This is a genomic window from Microbacterium umsixpiens (assembly GCF_053543675.1).
The window spans coordinates 5,130-5,859 of record NZ_JBLVOH010000061.1 but is presented as its reverse complement, the minus strand read 5'-3'; the positions used below and the strand labels follow the sequence as shown (position 1 = coordinate 5,859).

1 protein-coding gene is annotated in these 730 nt (G+C 65.8%); it reads left to right on the top strand.

Annotated features, from left to right (window positions below; all coding sequences use genetic code 11):
- Positions 1 to 273: 273 nt before the first annotated feature.
- The gene (locus tag ACNPM4_RS06015) at positions 274 to 669 is read left to right on the top strand and encodes a hypothetical protein (RefSeq protein ID WP_448985059.1); all 396 of its coding nucleotides are present in this window, start codon (positions 274 to 276) and stop codon (positions 667 to 669) included.
- The last annotated feature ends 61 nt before the right edge of the window (positions 670 to 730 follow it).

Below are 730 nucleotides of genomic sequence, written 5' to 3'. Positions count from 1 at the left end.
TCAACTGTAAGCCCCCGCCACAGTGCGCGCATGTCCCAGACCAGCCCGCACACTCCAGGTGAAGTCGCGAAGTCGGTTCCGGGCAGGGCCGCCCCCGGCCGGTCTTTTCTGCGTCGGCCTGCCCGGTAGCGAGGACCATCTGACTTCGGCCGCGACGTTCAGTGAGCGATTTGATTTTCAGCCGTTGGTCGGAATCGGCGAACTCGGAGCGACAGCGGCGCTGCTGACGCCTGCACAGGACCGGGTGTGAGCTGGCATCAGGACGCACTCCGCATGGCCGTCGACGCTTCCGACGGTTATGCCTACAAGGTTCAGCTCGTGGGTGAGGCCACGTGGGCGGCAGCGGGATCTCCGGACGCCGGCGCGCAGATCACTCCTACCCACGTCTCGGACGCACTTCCGAATGTCGCCGGGCGGATGCAAACGCTGTTCGCCACTCGTTGGCGCTCCGCATCGGTCAAGCAGCGTGAGTTCATGATTGCTCTCGCCGAACTCGGTGGCATCAATGTGAAGCGAGAAGACGTCGCCGAGCGGCTCGGCGTGGGGAGTATGTCCCTCGGCGTACCGCGCGACAAGCTGCTGCAGAGGGGGCTCATCGAGGCATCCAGCCATGGGCGGCTCTCGTTCACCCTCCCCGGCTTTGCTGCGTACGCGCTCGATCAGAGCTAACGTCCAGTACCGGGGAAGCCTTGGTTGCCCGCCGGAAAGCACCCCGGGAGGGCTCCCCGCG

What these genes read in the sequence shown, in the direction of transcription:
- ACNPM4_RS06015 (WP_448985059.1), top strand. Translation starts at nt 274, where the DNA reads ATGGCCGTCGACGCTTCCGACGGTTATGCCTACAAGGTTCAGCTCGTG.